This window comes from Microcoleus sp. PH2017_28_MFU_U_A, assembly GCF_020738035.1.
Lineage (GTDB): Bacteria > Cyanobacteriota > Cyanobacteriia > Cyanobacteriales > Microcoleaceae > Microcoleus.
This window is the reverse complement of sequence record NZ_JAEQCX010000071.1, coordinates 9227-30380: the sequence shown is the minus strand read 5'-3', so window position 1 is coordinate 30380 and position 21154 is coordinate 9227. Positions and strand designations below refer to the sequence as shown.

The following is a 21154-nucleotide window of genomic DNA, read 5'->3' as shown; positions in this document are numbered from 1 at the left end:
GGATGGTAGATTTATTAAGGACAATTTCATGTTTGAAATCTAAAATTTAGATCGATCGCAATTTAAGGAGTAAATTTTTATGGCCGGCCCGAGCCCTGACGGATTTTCCTATCTTTTAGATGATAGCGCCAATAGTTTCGCATTAACTCCGGGCTTTTTGACTCCTTATCGTAACGGACTTTTTGCCCTCGGAGGTAATGATTTTATTGTCGGTGCCTCGGATGCCGATCGCCTCAGCGGTGATAATGGTAACGACAGACTCCTCGGCGGTGGCAATTCCGATACTCTCTTCGGTGGTGTCGGGAATGACTTGCTTAACGGCGGTGCCGGCAATGACTTCCTATTTGGCGGTAAGGGCAGCGATACCTTGCAAGGAGGTAGGGGAGATGATAGCCTCAACGGCGGCAACGGTAGCGACGTTTTAATGGGCGATGGAGGCAAAGATACGCTGACAGGGGGTTTGGGCGCAGATACCTTTGTCCTTCGCAGCAACTCCCCAGTCTCTGATCCGGCTGTTGCAGACGCGATCGCTGACTTTAACAGTTTTGAGGATGCGATCGGACTAACTGACAATCTTACCGAAGCAGACCTCACTTTAGAAACAGTTTCCGGCACTCCCAATACAGTAATTAAAATTCGCCAATCCGGTGCTATTTTAGGCTTAGTCGCCAACACATCACCACAAAACCTCAGCGGTAAGTTCATCTCTGCAAATACCGTATTGGGCAACCAACTCAGCCAAGCCCGAGATTTAGGTGTTTTGAGCAGCACTCAAACCATCGCTGACTCGGTTAGCAACGCCCGCCCAGACAACCTTTATCGCTTTACTTTGCCTGCAAATAACGACTTTAAATTAACTGTCAGCGGTTTTAGTGCCGATGTTGACGTGGCTGTGATTAAAGATATTAACGGCGACAATTCTATTGACTTTACCGATATTATTGCTTCTGCTAAAGAACCCGGTTTATCGCCAGAGTCTATCGATCTCAAAAATTTGGCAGCCGGAACATACTTTGTCCGAGTTTATCAAAACCAAGGTAATACAAATTTTACCCTAAATTTATCTGCAACTCCTGCAACTATTGTTCCTGACAATCCCAGCAACTCACCGGGTTTTGACTCTCGTTTTGGGTTCGGTTTGGTGAATGCAGCGGCGGCAGTTGCTAAAGCTCAAGGTGTGCCAACTTTTCCTGATGTTCCCGACTTGGGCGGCGATGAGTGGGGCAGAGACTTAATTAAAGCTCCAGAAGTTTGGGCGAAGGGCTTGACTGGAGATGGCATTGTCGTAGCAGTTATCGACAGCGGCATTGACTACAATCACCCAGATTTAGCAGGGAATGTTTGGAGCAATGGGGGGGAAAATGGCGTTGATGCCACAGGTAGAAATAAAGCTAGCAACGGCGTAGATGATGATGGCAATGGCTTTGTAGATGATTTCCGGGGATGGGATTTTGCCAACAACGATAACGATCCAATGGATGATAACAATCATGGCACTCATATCTCGGGTTTAGTTGCGGCGAAAAAGGATGGGGTGGGAATAACTGGAACGGCTCCGACTGCCAAGATTATGCCTTTGAAAATACTCAACAGCACAGGAGTAGGCAAAATTAGGGATGAAATTAATGCGATTAATTATGCGGTGGCAAATGGGGCAAAGATAATTAATGTAAGTTTTGGCGGTCAACAGTTCAACGATCAAGAATTGAGCGCGATTCGAGCCGCAGAAGCTAAGGGCGTGGTGGTGATTTCGGCGGCAGGGAATGATGCTCGCCCGGATGTAGATTATCCGGGTAGGTTTGCAACTGAGGTAGGCATTACTGTCGGTGGAGTTAACCGGAATGGCTTGTTTACCGATTATTCTAACCGGGCGGGATCTAACACAATTAGTTATTTTGTCGCTCCGGGTGGCGACGGCGGCAGGGCTGATGCTGGGGACGTTTATTCAACGGTGTCGCTTTCTCAACCGGGGGTTCCCTATCGATATTTTGCGGGTACTTCCATGGGAGTGCCGCACGTATCCGGGGTGATAGCTTTGATGTTGCAAGCCAATCCCAGTCTGACTCCTGCTCAAATTAAGCAGATTCTGGCGGAAACGGCGAGTCGATCGGTTTAAACTCGATTCAGTTCGATCGTTCGGACTTCAGTCCTTCCTTGAAGTTTTACGAGGAAGGACTAAAGTCCGAGCGATCAAAATATCTCTTACAAAAGTCCTTTTAATTAAATTTGGGAACAGGCAAGATGCCCGTTCCACAGAAAAATAATTCTTGTGGAACGGGCATCTTGCCCGTTGCGTTTTAATTAAATTTGGGAACGGGCAAGATGCCTGTTCCACAGAAAAAATAATTCTTGTGGAACGGGCATCTTGCCCGTTGCGTTCCTCCAATCTTAATAATTGGCGGCGTAAATCAAGTCAAATTGACGGCACAGGGTGATGCAGCAGTAGCCTGGTCGATCGAATACTAACTCGTAATTCATCTCGCCATCTATTTTGGTAATCGGCTGCTTTAAGGGGATGCCGTGAATGTCGTATTGGCGGCGTTCTAAGGCACTCCAGTCGATAATTTTGATATCGATTTGGTTCTGCAACTCACTTGCGATCAGATACAGGTGCATCTTGTCTTGAACTTTCCCAGTCAGGGGAATTTTCATTAACACTGACTGAGTGACAAGGGGTTTTTGGTCGTTGGGATGCTTCTGAGTGTGGCAGTTGTTGAGTTCGATATCGTAAGGTTCTAGCTTAAATTTCTCTCCATTGGCGATCGAGGAAGAGTGCAAATCTTGCAGGCACTTTTCTAGATGAGGGATTAGCCCTAAATCTGGATCGCACAGCAGTCTGCGAATATTGGAGGTTTCAGTTACTGTCATTTTAGATTTTTGATGTTATGTTTGTGATTCTTAAATCATAGCTTACCGCAAAAAGTAATTATGTTCTATTATACTTGCGACATAGTTCCAAAAACCAGGTTTCTGGGCAGTATTTCCCGGCAAACCAGATTTTGATTAGTTAATGTTTTTATAGCCTTTCTCAGAAAGATGAGGTATGACTATAAATGGAGTTTTTTATGCGACCTCGCTTACTATATAATAAATATAAGAGGGCTCCCATCCCAACAACGTACCTCACTTTTTTGAGAACCGCTATAAATTATTTTTTGGTGAGTTTCCACAGATTGAGTTCGACATTACCGCCAACCGGATCTATTTGATAGTTTTGCTGTTCAATTGCCGATCGCAAATCTGAGGAAGGCCTGTATAAAAACAACTCGCCCAAACCGCTGGGAATTTTCGGAGGTTCTGGTTTTTTTCGTGCCAACTCTCGATTTGTGTAACAAGAAGTGTAACAGCGGGGTTGGATTAGCAGTTTGACTTTTGGTTGCAGGCGATAACTTAAAGGCATGATGTATGCGATATTCGCATCGCTGATAATTAAGGGATTGCTTGCAGAATTGACAGTCGCTGCGACTTCTAATTCCGCACGCAACCAACCGCTGCCTTTATTCCACCAACTATCGGCTTGAGAACTAACTCCACCGGAGATGATGCCTGCACAAAACAGTGCAACTATAACTATTTTCCACAGTCTTTGCAGTTTTGAGTTATCAAAATTGTTGCTAATTTTCACAGACAGCAGGTAAGCAACTGCTAGCTGAATTCCCACATAACAAGGAACTAAATATCGCGGATTTGCCGATCGCCTCCCGCCTTTAAGTATATCGGGCACTGCCAAAAATAAGGCAGTTGTGGCAATTAACAATAATATCAATAACCAAACCCGTTTTGGTGTTTGCCGGCATAGAAAATAAAGGGAATAGCCGACTAAAGCTAGAATCAGGATGCCAACGGGAATTACCAAGGCTAGTTGTGCGGCGTTGGCAGTCCCATCAGTGCCAATATCAAAAAATCCTATGCTGACTGCGCCCACCCACCTGCTGACTAATCTGAAGAGATTTGTTTGTTCTGCCCATACTGTGGTACTTCTAACTTGATTGAAGTTTTCGACAATATTTACGAGGGAAGGCATGAAGCCAATTAAGGCGACCATTGCTGCTGCATAATAGGCAATAAATGTTTTAACATCGCGCCAGTTGGCAATAACTGCGACGTAGATTGCGTGGGCTGCGGCTACGCAGATAAATAATAAGTGGGTGTACAATCCCATTGCTGCTGTGACTGCGTATAGTGTCCAGTGATAAATCAGCAACATTGGATTTTGATTGACATCCGGGCGCATTGCTCGCAATAAGGCTGCACTGGATAAAATGGTAGTTAATGTCCACAAACTGTACTGTCTGGCTTCTTGGGCAAACAGGATGTGGTAGGGAGAAATGGCGAGAATTGCGATCGCCATCCAAGCCACAGCAGAGGATTCAAATAACTCCCAAGCCAGCCAATAAATGGCGGGAAATACTAGCAAGCTAATGACGGCGGCCAAACTTCTCATTGTTGCCACGGAACTGCCGAACCATTGCGCCCAAAATCGCGCTAGTATGTAATAGAGTGGCGGGTGTTGGGGGTCTTCGGTTGTTAAGGAATTGAGGGTATTGCTTAAAGTTTTTTGGGAGTTGATCTGCTGGTATTTTTGTAAATCCGAGGGCGAAGTTATTTTCTGGTATGAAATTTGTTTGATAATTTCGGCTTCGGTGTAGCCGGAAACTCTTAAGGAAGTATAGTTTTCGTCGATCCAGTAGAATTTGCGATCGAGATTGACAAATCGAAATAAAATGCCGATCGCTAATACGGCTATAATTAAAAATCGCAACCACTTCTCAAGTGGAGGGTTGTGAGAATTTAGTCGATCGCGATTTTCAGTAGATTCCATTTTTTAGCTAGCTAATCTCGCAGAACTTTTTTGATGTCACCCACAGACAACACGGTTCGTAGTGAGGACTTTAGTCCTTCTGTCTAAAGATCCGATAGAGATCGAGGACGACAAGACATTGTAATTAATCCACTTTCACGCTCAGAGCATCCCGTTTTTGTAGGGGCGAAGCATTCGCGCTGACAATCTCTCCTATAGTCGATAGGATACAGGCGCGAATGCTTCGCCCTTGCGGATATGTTTGTACAATCGGGATGATCCCCTTTCCCTGTTTTCTAAAGTCTGTCATAACTTTAAAAAAATGGTATTAGTGCTTCTTTCTTTCTTAATAGCCAGAGAGAGGACTGAAGTCCTTACAGACAACATGGTTTGTAGTGAGGACAGGTGCATCTGGTTTTTGCAGAGGGCGAAGCATTTCGGCACATAACTTATGAGTGAGAATCAGAGATTTACTGCCGAAATGCTTCGCCCCTACAAATCGTCAACTGTCAACTGTCAACTGTCAACTGTCAACTGATTAATCGTCTACTCCTTCAATCGGTGCAAAACCTTGGCGCTGAATATTTTCAGTTATAGTACGAGGTTCGAGGAATTGCAGCAAATAATCCGGGCCGCCCGCTTTGGAACCAACTCCCGAAAGTTTGAATCCTCCGAAGGGTTGGCGCGATACCACAGCGCCGGTAGTTCCGCGATTGATGTACAGATTTCCGACTTCAAAATCGGCTTTGGCGCGATCGATATGCGAAGGCGTGCGAGAATACAATCCACCAGTTAAAGCGAAATTCGTATCGTTAGCAATTGCGATCGCCTCATCGAAATTATGAGCCCGAATCACCGACAAAACTGGGCCGAAAATTTCTTCTTGGGCGAGAGTTGCAGTCGGCGCTACTTCCGTCACAATCACTGGGCCGACAAAATAGCCTGTTTGGGGCGCGGCCATTTCTAAGGCTATCTTAGCTTCAGCGCGACCTTTTTCGATGTATTCGCGGATGCGCGACTGCGCCGTAGCATCGATGACAGGCCCGACTTGAGTGCCGGGATTTTCAGCAGGGCCGACATTGAGCGATCGCGCTGCTTCTACCAATCTTTCCACAAAAGCATCGTACACCGACTCGACCACAATTACTCGCGAACAAGCGGAACATTTTTGACCGCTATATCCAAAGGCAGAATAAACTACGCCAGCAACTGCTTGGTCTAAATCCGCACTTTCATCGACAATAATTCCATTCTTGCCACCCATTTCCGCAATTACTCGCTTCAGGTGTTTTTGTCCCGGTTGCAAAATCGCAGCTTGGGCATAAATCTGACAGCCAACTTCCTGAGAACCTGTGAAGGTAATCATGTGAACGTCGGGATGTTTCACCATGTAAGCGCCGACTGTTGAACCTTTGCAAGGTACGTATTGAAATACGCCTTTGGGGATGCCTGCTTCTAGCAAAATTTCAGCTATCTTTGCAGCAATTACTGTGGAAAATTCCGCAGGCTTGAGTAAGGTACAGTTACCTGCAACTAGCGATGCAACTGTCATCCCGACGGGAATTGCCAGGGGAAAATTCCAAGGTGAAATAATCAGAGAAATGCCGCGCGGTTGATAGGTATAGCGGTTGTTTTCTCCGGGGATGTCGTAATTTTGCCCTTGTTCCAACCGTTCCATTTCGTCGGCGTAGTAGCGACAAAAATCAATGGCTTCGGAAACTTCGGCATCGCATTCTCTGACTGGTTTGCCGACTTCAAACACCATCCAAGCTGACAGTTCGTGGCGCCGCTGTTCCATCAATTCGGCTGCTTTGCGGAGGACTCCGGCGCGCTGGCGGACGGGGGTTTTGCGCCAACTTGTGGAGGCTGCTTTGGCTGCTTCTAGGGCTTGTTTGGCTTGTTCTTCAGACAGCAATCCGATTTTTCCGACTACTTCTGCGGGATTGGAAGGGTTGAGGGAATTAACTGTTGTTTCGGTGTTTTGGTACTCGCCATCGATTAGTGGCAAATATGTTTTACCTAGGTTGGCGCGCACTGATTTGATGGCTGCTTCTGCTTGTTGCCGCAATTTGGTATTGGCGTAGTCGGTATCGGCGACGTTGGGAAATACTTTGCTGTAAGCTATCTGGTCGTTGCCATTAGCGACTGGGGCGGCTAATAATTGTTCGATCGGCATTTCTTCGGAACTTTGCCGGATAAACGAACTGTTGGCGGTATTTTCCAGCAATCGGCGGATCAAATAAGCCATACCTGGGAGCAAATCGCCGTAGGGACAGTATACTCGGACGCGATAACCGCGATCGACCAAAAGCTTGGCCAGTTTGTCGCCCATGCCGTACAGCACTTGCATCTCAAAGCGGCGGCGCGGTATATTGAGAGTCTCGGCAATCGCGATCGCCCTGGCTTGCGATCGGACGTTATGACTTGCGATCGCAGCATACAAATATTCATGATTTTCGAGCAGTAACTGAGTCATCTGCTCAAAATTTGCATCCGTAGCAACCTTGTCATTGTAGACAGGCTGCGGCCAATCCTTCTGCATCGCCTTAATTGTTTCCTGATCCCAGTAAGCGCCTTTCACCACACGCACCGTTACCGGGTTTCCACGTTTTTTTGCCCAAGCAATAATGCCTTGCAAATCTTGTTTGCTATCGCGCAAATATGCCTGCATTGTAATTCCGACATCTGTGCGACTGCGGAACTCTTCCTCTAACAATAAGTCTTTGAGAATGCTGAGAGTTAAACTCTTATATTCGTACTGTTCCATGTCGAAGTGAACAGCCGCACCCAACTCTTTAGCGCGCCGCAATAACAGGCGAATTCTCTCGCTAACTTTTTCCTCGCTGCCTTTCGCATCCAGCGGATCGAACTGAGAATAAAAAGCCGTTAACTTGACAGATACTTGCACTCGCGGCAGAGTTTCGCCGTCAGCCTTATCAATCGCATCTACCTGCGACCAATTCTTAGCTGCACTGCTCAATTCGGTCATCAATTCCAAATAGCGATTCAGATAAACTTCCGCCTCAGTTTCAGTAATCACAGCTTCGCCCAAAAGGTCAACTGTAAAACCCATTTTATCTTTGCGAAGTCGTTCTAAGGTTTTAATTACCTGCTTGATATTTTCCCCAGAAATATACTTGTGCGCCAAAGTTTCTACAGCAGGTGCAACCGTCGTCGCCGCCAATTGTCCAGGAATCGAATCAGCGTTAGTAAAACTTAGCAATTTTTTCAAAGCTTCCGGCAATTCTACCTCTTCCACAGTCAGGTATTCTTGCAAGTGGCGGGCAATTTCCGGCTTGCTGCGGAGTGCGGGTAAACAGTCAATAAATCGAAACAATTGCACGCGCAGTCCGGGGCTAGCCATTGCCCAATCCATCAGTTTATCGTCCCAGCGCATTTGGTCTTGCAATTGACCGAAAAACGATCGCTTTTTGTCTTGAGTTGCCTTAAGGATTTCTTTAGCAATTTCCTGAGTCTTGGCTTCGTAGATGCTTGGAGATACTTGTGCGACCATTGGTAATTAGTAATTGGTAATGGGTAATTGGCAACGGGAGCATCTCACTTTTGCATTTACAGTGCGAGCGTCCCCGCTCGCGTATTGTACAATACGCGAGCGGGGACGCTCGCACTACAATAAAAAAAATGCTTTTTACAAAACTGAGATGCTCCCATTGGCAACCAGGGCGGGTCGATCTATTGTGCAACTACCCCCTGATACAATTATACTGGCTATTTGACTTCAATTTTCACTCCGTAGTTTGCTTGGCGATCGCCCGAAATTTCAATAGTATAATCGCCGCTGCTGGCTAGTTGACCTTGCCACTGACCTGTGCTATCAACAGTACCTACTTTTTCACCGTTAGGAGCAATAATATCTGCACTAACTTGACCTTCTTGAACCTTTACTGTCATGCTTTGGCCGCTATTGCATTCTAGCAAGTAGCGCTTCGATTTGTTGGCTGGCAAACTATTGCTGAGAGTAGTTCCGGTAGCACCTGCTGGAAAGCTAACTCGCTCAGTTACAGGGGTTTCCACCGCAGCGGGAGACGCCGCCGGAGAAGGTAACGGTGACGGGGAAGCAAGTTGCGGAACGCCTGAGAGCGATGGTACTTGAGTCGGATTCGGCGATGGTGCGCTGTTGGCGGGCAGTGTCTGCTGGGGTGCTGGGGGCACTCCGGGCTGGCGGTAGGCGCGCGCTGTTGGAACAGGGGGAGCGCTTTCCGGTAGGGGTACGTCGGAAGGCAATCTGATTTGAAGGTTCGCTCTTTCTTGATACATTCTCCACGCGAGCAAACTGCCGAGACTTATCGTGGAACCGACTAACATTCCGCTCAGAAAAATTGCCAATATTTGCCAGATTCGACTTGGTTTGCGATCGGGATTTGCGGTGTAATTTGTAACAGGTAAATCACCGATATTTTGACTGGTTTCCGGGGCATTTTCGGCGGAAATTGGAATTGTTTCTGTTTCGTCTATTGCCGTTAAAATATTTTCGGGTGCGGCAATTTCATCGGAAGTTTCTGGGGGTTGGGAAGTTGCTGTTAAAACATTTTCACTGGGGAGATTTTCTGTAGGAGTTTCTGGGGGTTCGGAAGTTGCTGCTAAAACATTTTCACTGGGGAGATTTTCTGTAGGAGTTTCTGGGGGTTCGGAAGTTGCTGCTAAAGCATCTTCAATTGGGGGGATTTCAGCGAGAGTTTCTGCGGGTTCGGAGGTTGTATGGGGATTGGTAATGACAGTATTCGCGAACTCATCGCTGTCAGTAGCAATTGTTTCCGGTTGCTGAGTCAAAATTTGATTTTTTTCCTGTTCGTTACTCATGGGACTAAATTTTTTGTACAAATACTGCTTTTAGACATTTTACGTTATATTAAATCTGGTGATAGCCCAATGATGCTGAGGGCGCGGGCGGGACGATCGCACTTAGGACTGAAGTCCTCACTACAAGCCAATTTTATGAGAAATTTGTCGGTTGGGGCGATCGCAAATTTAGCAACTTTTAAAACCTCTGATATTTATCGAGATGGATGATTGACTCTAAAAAGCCTCCCTGTCAATGTTTCCACATTAGAAATAGCCTCCGAAATTCGTGCAGCCATCCTCTGTCTGTCCTGTTGGTCGTCTTTACAGACAATGATACCAGCATGGTTAGGCTGTGAAGCGTGCAGTCGGATAAAATCGATTCAATTGAGTGTTAAAACTACCCGTTCATTTGTAACAGCGGCGCGGGTGCGTCGCTCATATATTGTCGTCAATTACCGAGATTATCGCAGCGACACACCCTACTTTCATATCAAATCCCGTTGCATAGGAATTATTAATCTCTCTATTCTCTCTCTGTGTCCTCTGCGCCCTCTGCGGTTAAATCATTTCCATACAACCGGAAACGATATCACTCGCGGCGCGGGTGCGTCGCTCATATATTGTCGTAAATTACCTAGATTATCGCAGCGACGTACCCTACTTTGACTACAAAATTGGTACATTTGAATTTATCGTTGGGTGGGGGCGGGTTTTTGAGATTGTGGGTTTTTGGCGGGAATTTTTGGCGAACCCGCCCCTACAAGATACTCAATTATTAGGCAAAGATTGCCAAAAAGGCCGGGGTTCAGGCTTCCTCACAGTATTCGTCGCCGACTGTACATTTCCTTTCAATTCTTGATAATATCTATCGTCCAGAAAACTCATGCTAACACCAGCAGGAAGCAGCAATTGGCGCAATCTTTCTTGAGTGTAATCTAGACCATCAATTATCGGGCCGCGCGGATTTGAGACTAACAACTTACCGTTAACAGGCACCGAATTGACCATATTCGGCCACCAAGCATAACCGCTGTAGCCAAACATCGCTGGAACCTGAACGATTTGGTCGTCTGCGAGGGAAAACTCTCTTTTCAACTTCTCTAAAATCGGATAGATTTTCTGCTTTTGCAGATTGAGATTGTGTTGAATTAAAGCAGGATTATTCAATGCAGCCCTGACTGTAGTTTCGGTGCTCAAGCCGCGATTGATTGTAACATCACCATAACCTTTTCCCGCCAATTCTTCCAACAGCCTAACTCCGGCTTCTGGACTGGCGATCGCCATTATATATTTTCCCGGAATTTGAGTGGGAATAAAATTGATAATTTCATCGACTTGGCGAGTCAAAAGCCAAGAAGTATCAATATCCACCGCTGGGCCTTGAATTCTTTGAGCTTGAATAAAATCAAGTACCTCAGGATTAAAACCAGCATTCCCCGAATTTCCGTAATAAACTCGACCCATTGGATGTCCGGGAATCGGCGGCGTCACCTGCAAATTTCCGTATCCATCAGACCACTGATTCACAGGGTCTAAAGAGCGAGGTTTGCCAATTTTAAATACTCTCAAATCCCGCTCTTGATTTGACTTAGCCGGCTTGTCGAGTGCTGGATTGCTAGGGCTTTTAATCGCGACATTAACTTGACGCATATCGGATTTTTCTGGAACTTGAACGTAGCCATTTTTATGACTGTCTTGCATCCAAGCATTATCACCCTGGATGATTTTTACTTGAGCGCCCGTGGGTTCTACAGCTTGTTTGAGTTGGGAGATAAATTCACTGTTAGCCGAGCCTCGATCGCTGACCTGAACTTCTGTTACTGGTGCTGTATTTGGTGCTATCATCCAAGGACTAACGCCCATTTGGATGGTCGCGGCGGCGATTTGTTGACCGTTATTTTCGGCGGTTGCTTTGAGATTAACAGTGCCGTTCCAATTGCGATCGGCAAATTGTTTGGCTTCCACTCCTAAAACAATATTGGTGCTGAAAATTATGGGTTTAGTACCGGATATATCTACAGGTAGCCAGCCGCCGGCAGTTTTCTGAAAAACGCTGACGTAAGGGCTGCCAATGCTGTCAGCGGTGATAAATAATTGAGAATTTTTGAATTTTTCCGACAGGATTAAGTTAACTTGAGAAAGCATTGCTGCGCGGCGAGGGACGCTAACCTTGGTTTCTTGCCAAGTCGGTATTTTGCTGCGGCGATCGTTATTGCGATCGTTATACACAATCAGCGCGCCGCTGGACAATGACCATTGTTCTTTTCCGGCTTCGTCTACCTGATTAATTTTGCCGTCTCTGTTAGTATCTCCGGCAAAGAAGAAGTTGGTCGGTGAGGTTGCGGGCGTAACTAGGGCTGGAGTTGCGGTTGCGGTTGATTCGGGAGTTGGTGTTGCGGTTGACTCGGGAGTTGGTTGAGGAGTTGGTTGTTGATTGAGTTCTAATTGTTGTCTTTGTTGTTCTTTTAGGGCGAGTTCTTGCTTTTCTAATTCTTGTCTTGTGAGTTCTTTTAGTGCTAATTCTTCCCTTTCTTTTGCTTGGCGGGCGAGTTCTTGTTTTTCTTGTTCTTTGCGGACTAATTCTTGCCTTGCAAATTCTTGTCTTTCTATTTCTCTGCGGGCGAGTTCTTTTTTCTCTTGTTCTTGTCTCTCTATTTCGCGGCGAGCAAATTCTATCTTCTCTTGTTCTTTTCTGGCAATTTCTCTTACCTGTTCTTCCTCGGCTCTAATTTTCTGTGCAGAACGTGCTACTTGCCATTCGTAGGTAGCGAGAGTGAGGTTTCCTTGATATTCGATGGTTTTGTCGATCGCGCGTTCAGCCAACAAAGAACCGTGGGGAATGAGTCGGAGGTTATTGATAGCCAATTGCCAAAAGCGTTGCGACTGTTCCCAAGTAGCGGGATCGGCTTTAGAAGTGCGTCCAATGACGACGGCTTGGGAAGCTATTCTAGCAGCTTCGTCCCAGTTATTTTTGGCTTGTTTTTCTATTTCAATCTGATTTTGAAGGTTTTGGAGTTGCTGCGTAAGAGTTTGGGATTGGTGGCGGGGGCTTTCTGGTTGCCAATATTCGGGAGAAAACAGACTGCTGTCGGGAGTTTGGGCAAGTTTATCTAATCGTACCTTGAGGCGATCGCGCAATTTGTAGAGTTCCGGGAGGGATTGCGGAGTGTCGCCGTCGGGTTGTCGCGCCGAGAGTGCGAGTTTGTAGTTTAGAGTAGGTTGAGCCACTGTCGTAGGGATGGCAACCCAAATTATACCGATGACGACACCGAAAGCATTGACGATCGCGATCGCCACATATCGAACCCAGCGCATATAGTTAATCCTCAGACACCCAGATGATTTTACCTAATCTTGGTGCATTTAGTAAGATTTTAGGATAGGTTTGGGCAAATAGGACTTAGCATGGGGCCCAGAAACCGGGTTTTTCGCGAAAATACTTTGTTGCTACCGACAGATTAGGTAAAAAACCCGGTTTCTTTGTCGGAGTCGGTAAGTTCTGTTATGGGTAATTTGCGCCATGTTTTATGCTGCTTCATTTCTAGCTATTGCTGTTTCAATTTCGTCTGGGTAAGCATCAGCATAAGCCCAGGCATTTACTAAATCAGCCGCAGTCAAATGGGGATAGCACTTCAAAAGTTCAGCATCGCTGCATCCGAGACGGCGATACCCGACAAGTACCCAAACTTGTATGCGAGTATTGCCAACACAGGCATCGCCGCCACACACGCCGGGAGTTTTTTTAACGCCTAGAGAACCGTTGGTTAAAGTTTGAGTTAGGATGCTGATGAGTTTAGCTTTATCAACCGGATTTTTTGTTAGTTTGGAAGTTTCGCGGGCGGGAAGCAGCGAGCAAGATGGCGAGAAGAATCAGAAGAAGAGTGAAGTGAGGATAGATACTTGCTAAACCCTTATTTTTTCTTAGTGCGGTTGCGTTTTCTCGATTCAGCCGCCATATTTTTGGCTTTTTTTTGCTTTGCTTTACTTGCCTTAGAGCCATTGACAGGACTACCACCGATCGGTTTGCTTGACCATCCAAATAGATCGGAGTTTTCAGATGCAAGCGTAGGGGCAATTTTAGCATTATATATCTGCTGAAATTGTTTTAGACCTTCCTCCGTACTCATATCAAACCCTGCTTGATGACCGAGCGTTACAAAGGATTTGGCAAATCCGAATTTAGAAGAATCTTCCATAATCTCCTGAAATTCCGGCTCAATATCCCGCAGGTATTTGATAATTGAAGTGGCATTTTGCAGTTTAAATTCTCGTTTCAAAAATTGCCATAACGCCAATAATTCCGGGATAGCATTTTCACCGTCTTCCGGCGAAAGCAAAGTCACTTTCCTGGGAAATAAGTCTTCGATTACAGTTTCCACATCTGCCACTTTCATGCAAGGTAGTGTAAAACCTTCATAGCTGAAAGCGTAATAAATGAACTGCGATATCCAAGATCCAACGTCTGGATAAGTTTTACCGTATTCTTCTCCTTCGGGAGAATTGACAAATAACTCGATTAGAGTTTCCTGATAATCTTCCAGGAGGGGTTCTGCTTCGTCATAGTCTAGGCCGTCTAGTTGGCGGATGTTAAAAGGTTTATCTGACATAGTTGATTTTTTTTGAATTTAATTGACTTTAGATCTAAGGTTAGTACAACTTTGGCAGTTCGATTAATTCTTTAGGATTTTATTATATTTAAAATCTTCGATCGCAGAAATTTGTGCCATGTTTTAGGCTTCCTCATTTTCTCTGATCGCAGCTTCAATCTCTTCTGGGTGTGCCTCAGTGTAAGCCCTAGCATTCGCCAAATCCGCTGCACTCAAATGAGGAAAGTCTTGCAAAATCCGCACATCATTTGCACCCAGAAGGCGATAATTTGCGATCGACCAAATAGGTATGCGAGTCTTGGTAATTCTAGCATCGCCACCACATACGCCCGGAGTTTTTTCAATTCCTTGCCAAGTATTGCTTAAACTTTGAACTAATAGCTGTATTGCTTGAGTTTTTTCAATGGGAGTTAAGGCAAGGAGTTGTTTTTTTAATTCTTTCAGTGCCATTTTTTACAATCTCAATCATTTTATATGGTTGGCTTTCTTTACATTGAAGGACGATTAACTCGAATCAATTTGCCACTCAATGTTTCTTCAGCAGAAATAGCGTCATTAATTCGGGTCGCCTGTCTTTCCCAGTTGCTATCTTGAGTACAAATGATAATACCAGCATGGTCTGGTTGTGAGCGATGCAGTCGAATAAAATCACCTCGATTGAGAGTCAAAACTGCTCGCTCATTAATCACTGCAAAAGCCAATACATCCTCATCAGGAATTCCTGATCCTGCGTTTCCGGCTTCTTGAACTGTTAAAATATCGTAACCTAAAGGTCGAAGAAACTCAACTACTGGCAACGGATATTGTTCATCTGCATAAATTCGCGCCATGTTTTAGGCTTCCTCATTTTCTTTAATTGCTTGTTCAATTTCTTCTGGGTAAGCATCAGCATAAGCCCAAGCATTGACTAAATCAGCAGCAGTCAAATGGGGATAGCACTTAAAAAGTTCAGCATCGCTGCATCCGAGACGGCGATAACCCACAAGTACCCAAACTTGTATGCGAGTATTGCCAACGCAGGCATCGCCGCCACACACGCCGGGAGTCTTTTTAATGCCTATAGCACCAGTGCTTAAGGTTTGAAGTAAAATTTCTATAGCTGCTGCTTTGTCCGCTGAATTTAAGGATGCTAGATCGATTTTTAATTCGGTGAGTGTCATTATTTACTATCCCATTTTTACAGATAGAATATCCTAGCTAAATTATAACGCTTTATCCACTTGCTTCACCTCTTCCAAGGTTAGTCCCAGCACCTCTGCGATTTGCGAGTCGCTCAAGCCAAACTGCCGTAACTTACCAATTGTTTCTATTTTGGCTTCATCCTTTGCCTGCTGAAAGTCAGGAGTTTTAGGCTGATTTTCATCTGGGGTAGCAGTGGGGCGATCGGAACAAACGTTGATATAGCCAATAATGTTGCTATTACCAAAACTAATATTCAGATTGTCTTGCCGAGCAAGAACAGATTTAAGATTACTTTTATCAACAGGTTCATCAAAGGCATCAGATAACATTTGTAAAAGTTCGTAACCCACATCTTTAACGTGACCTTGTGTAAGACGATAAGTATCTGCAATCTCAGAATACTTTTGTTGCTTCAGTGTTCCCTCGATAATTCCGCGCTGCAAGTCATTTAGACGTTTGCCAGTCTTGGCATAGACAACTTTATCTACAAATTGCAATACCTCGTGAATGTCCATCAGCATAGATGTGAGAGAACTGGTGTCATTATACCCGACTTTATCCGTCTATATCCGTCCCGATCCGACTTGCACATCAAAGGTTATAAAAGATCCGTCTTTTTCCGCTTTTCAGATTGTGAGAGAAAACTCTACTATATGGAGGGTAAAGTTATGAAGCGTAGCTTGGCTGGAGAAAGTAGCTATGAGTGGAGGACTATTCGATTGGGTTGGCGAAGTGATTGCAGAGATAGGGTCTGAGATCGCTGAAGCGTTCGGATCTGATGATGCTGCTGGTAGTAACTCAGGACAGGCACAGGAGAAAAGCAGTAACAGCGATCGAGAAAGAGGTAGAGCTAGTTATCAACAGGGAGAAGACTTGGAGGTATACACAGAGGAAAAACTCGAAAAATTTGGATTGAATGCTGTTCAGGTTCCTCGTAACTTCCTTTACAATGAGACATTTGAACAGTACGGTAGACCTACTCAAGTCGATGTCACCATTGATGATAATAATGACAACGAAGTAGCAATAATCGAGTGCAAAGCTTACACAACAAAATGGAATGATGTGGATCAAGCTCAACGGCTAGTTCATGTAGCCAAGGAAAGAGGAATTCCCCTAATCTTTTCTACTTCTGATGGAACGACAGACTGCTTTGGCTCTCGTGTCAAAGAAGTTTTGAATGAAACTCAGTGCTTCGTAATCTCTCCCGATAATATCTTCTTTGCCGATCCATCTGATGTCAAAGAAAATGGCATTACACTGGGACTTCCTCCTGAAATCAAATCTCACTGGAATAGCAACAGTAGTGACAGTGGAGGAGAATCATTATCGAGTGATGGTGGAGGAGAAGCCTTACTTGGTGGCTTAATATCATCATTTGTTGGCTTTTTTGGGAGCAGTCCCGACTCTGAATCAAGTGATACTTCTGATTCCAATAGCAGTGATTCTAGCGATAGTGACGGCTCTTGGGATTTGTTCGGTAATTGGTTCAGTGATAGCTCTGACTCTGAATCGAGTGATAGTTCTGATTCCAATAGCAGTGATTCTGGTGATACTGGCGGCTCTTGGTTCAGTGGTTTGTTCGGGGATAGCTCTGACTCCGAATCAAGTGATAGTTCTGATTGCAGCAGTAGTGACTCTGACTCAAGTTACAGTTCCGACTCTGGCTCAAGCTATAGTTCCGATTCTGGAAGTAGTGATTATGGAAATAGTGGCGGCTCTTGGGATTTGTTCGGCGGTAGCTCTGACTCCGAATCAAGTGATAGTTATGATTGCAGCGACAGTGATTCTGACTCAAGCTATAGTTCCGATTCTGACTCAAGCTACAGTTCCGACTCAGACTCAAGCTCAAGTTCCGACTCTGGAAGTAGTGATTATGGAAGTGGGGATTATGGCGATAGTGGCGGATCTGATAGTAGCTCTAGCAGTAGTGATAGTTGGTGGTAACACCGGCTTTTTATGGGAAGGGAGCAATGGATAAAGCTATCTGGCAAGAAAAGAAATTTTCGGGAAAGGTAAGCGACTACATCATCCTAGTAGCACAGGGCAACATCCTAAATAGTGAGACTTGCAGTGTGGTTTTATGAATCAACAACCAGTTATTAGACAAGAGACTCATAGCGGACACAATTTTGAGACTCCTCTCTCTCAACTATCGGAAACAATTAGAAAAAGCAGATGGGCTAAGTCTCAACTAGATGGCATAGTTGCAGTTGGTTTGGAAGTTGCCAAGGAGACTGACGCTATTTACTATGAGGAAGGAAGCTTTACCAAATTTAGGCTATACCTACTGTACAAAGTAGCTTTTGAAGTATGGTCATATCAGCATCAAGCTATTCTCCAGATTCTAGAAGCCGGTAAATCGGAACACTTGAAAAAACATTCCCAGCTAGTTTGGCAGCATCACAATGTAATGATAAAGATGTTTGATGATCTCAACCAGCTTGCTAGTGTCACTGACCCAAATAGCTTGAGAGATAGCTGGTTATCAGTATGGACAGAGGCTATCTCTGAGTTGACGAAATTCGTAGACATCCCAAGGCTTTATCCGGTAAATAAAAACAAGAAGCTAAATTTCCCTAAATTTAGCTTTAGGATGAGGCTACCGGATATGTCTCCAGATAATAAGTTTGCCATTTTTGCAACCTGTTTATTAGTGCTTGCAATAGTTATTGCTACCCTACTACTGATTCGTAATTGAGGAATATATGAGAGATAAAGGAATATCCGAAATCTTAATTTTTGGGTTTGGCTGTGGGATGCTATGGGACTTCATAACAACATTTTTAGGGGTAGTAACTATAGTTGCAGGACCGAATTTTTCTATTTCTATGAAGAACATTGATACTAATACTTTTGGAGTCTACGGAATAGCTTTTGTTGGTACAGTTATAGTCTTTTGCTTCAACCTCATTACTAAAAATGTCTGGAATGACGCTCGTGAGGGAAAATGGACATTATTACCAATTTGGTTTCTCTGCGTTGTTTTTGACTTCGTTACATCACTTGCTGGAAACTACAAGTTTATACTACCGGGAAGACAAAATGAAATAGCTGTTATAGGTGTCGTATGGTTCACAACTCTACTCACTACTATCAGCCCAATGACTGTTTACTATTTAATGATGGACTACGAGGATAAGAACCGCTAGATAGACATAAATCCCCAAAACAAAAACCCGGTTTCTCCAAGAAACCGGGTTTTTTACGAGAGGCGAGCATAATTCATGTGATATAATGACGAGTAAAACTATAATTGTTTGAGCTTGGCAGTCCGCCACTTCAAATTATGAAGTCAACACAACAGTTTACAGCAATCATTGAACGAGAAGGCGACGGATATGTATCCCTTTGCCCAGAACTTGATATTGCCAGCCAAGGTGACAATATAGAAGAAGCGCGACAAAATCTGATCGAAGCGCTGGAACTATTTTTTGAGACAGCCGATCCTTCTGAAGTCAAGAATCGGCTGATAAGATTCGGCGATTGAAATCGCTTCTACAAAAACGAAGTCGGCCTCCGCCGACTGAAGAATACTGATATCAAACTAGACTTAAATACCACTTATTTTCTTAGTCCGCGCAGGCGGACTTCGTTTGTGTAGACGCGGTTTCAACCGCCGAGTTTCTCTAAAAAAACTAAAAAAACCGGGTTTTTCATCAAATCTATCGACTACAGCGAAATATTTTCGTAAAAAACCCGGTTTCTCGGCCTCGCAATCCTACAACTGCTTCACCTCAGCAACCAACTTCGCAACCACATCCTTAGCGCTACCAAACAACATCATTGTCTTATCTTTATAAAACAACTCATTGTCAACACCCGAAAAACCAGCACTCATCCCGCGCTTAATTACGATCGTATGCTTGGCCTTATCAACCTCCAAAATCGGCATCCCATAAATCGGGCTCGCCGTATCGTGACGCGCCGCCGGATTCACCACATCATTCGCCCCGATTACCAAAGCAACATCGGTTTCGTCAAATTGCGGGTTGATATCGTCCATATCGTACAACTGCGGATAAGGCACATTTGCTTCCGCCAACAGCACATTCATGTGCCCAGGCATCCGCCCAGCCACCGGGTGAATCGCGTATTTCACGTCAACGCCCATTTTTTCCAAACCGTCGGCTAACTCGCGTACTGCGTGCTGCGCTTGCGCTACAGCCATCCCGTAACCGGGAATAATTACTACCGATCGCGCATAGCCTAACATCATCGCACTTTCTTCGAGATTGATACTGCGAACAGTTTTGTCGATCGCACCACCAGCAACCCCAGCAGCCGCAGCACTTCCGCCACCGCTACCAAAGGCGCTAAACAGCACGCTACCCAACGATCGATTCATCGCCTTACACATGATTTGCGTCAAAATAATCCCCGACGCGCCCACCAATGCACCAGCGATAATCAGCATATTGTTCATCAAAATGAACCCAGCCACACTCGCCGCAATCCCCGAATAAGAGTTTAGCAGCGACACCACCACGGGCATATCGCCGCCCCCAATGGGTAGCACAAACATGATTCCCAGAATATTGGAAATCGCCACCAAACCGAGGAATACCGGCACATTTTCGGGATTCGTCAGCATATAGCCACTGCCGGCTAAAAGCGCGATCGCCAGCATGGCATTAAACGGCTGTTGTAGCGGAAACGTCATCGGCGCACCCGGCAGCAATTCTTGCAGCTTCGCAAACGCTACAAGGCTACCAGTGAAAGTGATTCCGCCAATCAACACGCCCAAAAGGATCGTGATTGTCGCGTCAGGTGCCGGCGATTCCGGGATGCTGAGATAGCGCCAGAATTCGCCCACAGCAACGAGTGCAGAAGCCGCGCCCCCAAAGCCGTTGAGCAAACCCACCATCTGCGGCATATCCGTCATCGCGACGGTTTTCGCCATGATTGTTCCCAAAATGGAACCGATGATGATGCCGACAGCAATCAATTCGTAGCTGATGACTTGCTTTTCTAGCAATGTACCAACGATCGCGATGAACATCCCGATCGCAGCTAACACATTTCCTTGACGCGCAGTTGCGGGCGATCCCAACTGTTTCAAACCGACAATAAACAAAGATGCGGCAACTAAATAACCTAGTTGAATGGCACTTGGCAGAAAATCACTCACGCTTTAACCTCTTTTTTCTTGAACATTTGTAGCATTCGATCGGTGACTAAGAAACCCGCAACAACGTTAATTGTGGCAAGGGCGATCGCGATCGTCCCCAAAATCGAAGTAACAGTTACATTACCTTGCCCTGAAATTAGAATTGCGCCTAAAACAGCAATTCCTGAAATCGCATTGGAACCCGACATCAAAGGTGTATGTAGCGTCGGTGGGACTTTGTTAATAACTTCAAATCCCACAAACGATGCTAGGGTAAACACCACTAAACCTGCAATCAATCCTTCTGCCATGACAATTGGTAATTGGTAATTGGAAATAACTCGTTCTCGGTTGCGTTTTGCATTAACATTCGGCGGTTGAAACCGCTACTACACAAACGAAGTCTGCCTCCGCAGACTAAGAAATAAAAGATGATTCGGCGGTTGAAACCGCTACTACACAAACGAAGTCTGCCTCCGCAGACTAAGAAATAAAAGGGGTATTCTAGCCAGATTTGGTATCACTGATAGGCAGAGCCCTGTAACTATAGAACTTCATTAGTCCGCGGAGGCGGACATTGTTTGTGTAGCCGCGATTTCAATCGCCGGGGCTTCATTAGTCCGCGGAGGCGGACATTGTTTGTGTAGCCGC

20 protein-coding genes are annotated in these 21154 nt (G+C 45.2%); 6 read left to right on the top strand and 14 right to left on the bottom strand.

Annotated elements, in window-relative coordinates; all coding sequences use genetic code 11:
* Positions 1 to 79: 79 nt before the first annotated feature.
* The gene (locus JGK14_RS17335; protein ID WP_293217554.1) at positions 80 to 2116 is read left to right on the top strand and encodes a S8 family serine peptidase; all 2037 of its coding nucleotides are present in this window, start codon (positions 80 to 82) and stop codon (positions 2114 to 2116) included.
* Between the two features lie 272 nt (positions 2117 to 2388).
* On the opposite strand, the gene JGK14_RS17330 is transcribed toward JGK14_RS17335, so the two are convergent.
* The 4 genes from JGK14_RS17330 to JGK14_RS17315 form a co-directional block, all read right to left on the bottom strand.
* Positions 2389 to 2868 carry a hypothetical protein gene (locus JGK14_RS17330; RefSeq protein ID WP_293196699.1) on the bottom strand — a complete coding sequence of 160 codons (480 nt, stop codon included), beginning with the start codon at positions 2866 to 2868 and terminating at the stop codon, positions 2389 to 2391.
* A 280-nt stretch (positions 2869 to 3148) separates the two neighbouring features.
* Complete coding sequence (locus tag JGK14_RS17325; RefSeq protein WP_293196698.1) at positions 3149 to 4822, bottom strand: glycosyltransferase family 39 protein; 1674 nt, start codon at positions 4820 to 4822, stop codon at positions 3149 to 3151.
* Between the two features lie 517 nt (positions 4823 to 5339).
* On the bottom strand, positions 5340 to 8315 hold the full coding sequence (gene pruA / locus JGK14_RS17320; protein WP_293196697.1) for an L-glutamate gamma-semialdehyde dehydrogenase: 2976 nt from the start codon (positions 8313 to 8315) through the stop codon (positions 5340 to 5342).
* A gap of 215 nt (positions 8316 to 8530) precedes the next feature.
* A complete protein-coding gene (locus JGK14_RS17315; protein WP_293178188.1) occupies positions 8531 to 9622 on the bottom strand; it encodes a hypothetical protein in 1092 nt (363 codons plus the stop codon).
* Positions 9623 to 9691: 69 nt separating this feature from the next.
* Here JGK14_RS17315 and JGK14_RS17310 point away from each other — a divergent pair, with 69 nt between their 5' ends.
* Positions 9692 to 9832, top strand: coding sequence for a hypothetical protein (locus JGK14_RS17310; protein ID WP_293225267.1), 141 nt, complete (start codon positions 9692 to 9694; stop codon positions 9830 to 9832).
* Here JGK14_RS17310 and JGK14_RS17305 read toward each other — a convergent pair.
* The 8 genes from JGK14_RS17305 to JGK14_RS17270 all read right to left on the bottom strand — a co-directional run bounded on the left by JGK14_RS17305 (position 9817) and on the right by JGK14_RS17270 (position 15908).
* Positions 9817 to 9969 carry a hypothetical protein gene (locus tag JGK14_RS17305; RefSeq protein ID WP_325315327.1) on the bottom strand — a complete coding sequence of 51 codons (153 nt, stop codon included), beginning with the start codon at positions 9967 to 9969 and terminating at the stop codon, positions 9817 to 9819. The genes JGK14_RS17310 and JGK14_RS17305 overlap by 16 nt on opposite strands.
* A gap of 403 nt (positions 9970 to 10372) precedes the next feature.
* The gene (locus tag JGK14_RS17300; protein ID WP_325315308.1) at positions 10373 to 12919 is read right to left on the bottom strand and encodes a protein-arginine deiminase family protein; all 2547 of its coding nucleotides are present in this window, start codon (positions 12917 to 12919) and stop codon (positions 10373 to 10375) included.
* A gap of 210 nt (positions 12920 to 13129) precedes the next feature.
* Positions 13130 to 13453 carry a DUF433 domain-containing protein gene (locus JGK14_RS17295; RefSeq protein ID WP_293212480.1) on the bottom strand — a complete coding sequence of 108 codons (324 nt, stop codon included), beginning with the start codon at positions 13451 to 13453 and terminating at the stop codon, positions 13130 to 13132.
* A 62-nt stretch (positions 13454 to 13515) separates the two neighbouring features.
* The gene (locus JGK14_RS17290) at positions 13516 to 14211 is read right to left on the bottom strand and encodes a hypothetical protein (RefSeq protein WP_293178182.1); all 696 of its coding nucleotides are present in this window, start codon (positions 14209 to 14211) and stop codon (positions 13516 to 13518) included.
* Positions 14212 to 14334: 123 nt separating this feature from the next.
* The gene (locus JGK14_RS17285; protein ID WP_293178179.1) at positions 14335 to 14661 is read right to left on the bottom strand and encodes a DUF433 domain-containing protein; all 327 of its coding nucleotides are present in this window, start codon (positions 14659 to 14661) and stop codon (positions 14335 to 14337) included.
* Positions 14662 to 14699: 38 nt separating this feature from the next.
* Complete coding sequence (locus tag JGK14_RS17280) at positions 14700 to 15041, bottom strand: DUF5615 family PIN-like protein (protein WP_293192923.1); 342 nt, start codon at positions 15039 to 15041, stop codon at positions 14700 to 14702.
* Between the two features lie 3 nt (positions 15042 to 15044).
* A complete protein-coding gene (locus tag JGK14_RS17275) occupies positions 15045 to 15371 on the bottom strand; it encodes a DUF433 domain-containing protein (RefSeq protein ID WP_096829719.1) in 327 nt (108 codons plus the stop codon).
* Between the two features lie 42 nt (positions 15372 to 15413).
* Positions 15414 to 15908: a hypothetical protein gene (locus tag JGK14_RS17270; protein WP_293217566.1), complete on the bottom strand. Its 495-nt coding sequence runs from the start codon at positions 15906 to 15908 to the stop codon at positions 15414 to 15416.
* A 184-nt stretch (positions 15909 to 16092) separates the two neighbouring features.
* Here JGK14_RS17270 and JGK14_RS17265 point away from each other — a divergent pair, with 184 nt between their 5' ends.
* From JGK14_RS17265 to JGK14_RS17250, 4 genes are all read left to right on the top strand, one after another.
* Positions 16093 to 17340, top strand: coding sequence for a hypothetical protein (locus JGK14_RS17265; RefSeq protein WP_293217569.1), 1248 nt, complete (start codon positions 16093 to 16095; stop codon positions 17338 to 17340).
* 136 nt (positions 17341 to 17476) lie between these two features.
* Entirely contained in the window at positions 17477 to 18094 is a 618-nt protein-coding gene (locus JGK14_RS17260) for a hypothetical protein (protein WP_293217572.1), read from the top strand.
* A 7-nt stretch (positions 18095 to 18101) separates the two neighbouring features.
* Positions 18102 to 18545: a hypothetical protein gene (locus JGK14_RS17255; RefSeq protein ID WP_293217575.1), complete on the top strand. Its 444-nt coding sequence runs from the start codon at positions 18102 to 18104 to the stop codon at positions 18543 to 18545.
* 137 nt (positions 18546 to 18682) lie between these two features.
* Entirely contained in the window at positions 18683 to 18883 is a 201-nt protein-coding gene (locus tag JGK14_RS17250; RefSeq protein ID WP_293217579.1) for a type II toxin-antitoxin system HicB family antitoxin, read from the top strand.
* A gap of 231 nt (positions 18884 to 19114) precedes the next feature.
* Here the strand turns inward: JGK14_RS17250 and JGK14_RS17245 are convergent, their stop codons facing one another.
* Together JGK14_RS17245 and JGK14_RS17240 are read right to left on the bottom strand one after the other, a co-directional pair.
* Positions 19115 to 20524, bottom strand: coding sequence for an NAD(P)(+) transhydrogenase (Re/Si-specific) subunit beta (locus JGK14_RS17245; protein WP_325315307.1), 1410 nt, complete (start codon positions 20522 to 20524; stop codon positions 19115 to 19117).
* Positions 20521 to 20814: an NAD(P) transhydrogenase subunit alpha gene (locus JGK14_RS17240; protein ID WP_106150865.1), complete on the bottom strand. Its 294-nt coding sequence runs from the start codon at positions 20812 to 20814 to the stop codon at positions 20521 to 20523. Before JGK14_RS17240 ends, JGK14_RS17245 begins: the two co-directional genes overlap by 4 nt.
* Positions 20815 to 21154 lie beyond the last annotated feature (340 nt).